This is a genomic window from Paenibacillus sp. 10L310 (assembly GCF_056395745.1).
On the sequence record NZ_JBFTKC010000075.1, the window covers coordinates 1 to 409 of the forward strand.

1 rRNA gene is annotated in these 409 nt (G+C 50.5%); it reads right to left on the reverse strand.

Annotated features, from left to right (window positions below):
* Positions 1–352 (reverse strand): 16S ribosomal RNA (locus AC1DE7_RS31895); the annotation flags it as partial.
* Between the last annotated feature and the right edge of the window lie 57 nt (positions 353–409).

Sequence of the window (409 nt, forward strand, 5' to 3'; positions counted from 1 at the left end):
GGAGTCTGGGCCGTGTCTCAGTCCCAGTGTGGCCGATCACCCTCTCAGGTCGGCTACGCATCGTCGCCTTGGTGAGCCGTTACCTCACCAACTAGCTAATGCGCCGCAGGCCCATCCCCAAGTGACAGATTGCTCCGTCTTTCCAGTTTTCTTCAGGCGAAGAAAACAATTATTCGGTATTAGCTACCGTTTCCGGTAGTTGTCCCAAACTTGAGGGCAGGTTGCCTACGTGTTACTCACCCGTCCGCCGCTAASTATCARRGAAGCAAGCTTCYYWTCAASTCCGCTCGACTTGCATGTATTAGGCATGCCGCCAGCGTTCGTCCTGAGCCAGGATCAAACTCTCCAATAAAGTATTGAAAAGAGCGATAAGCTCATTTTGAATCTGACGAGATTAAAAATCTCATTT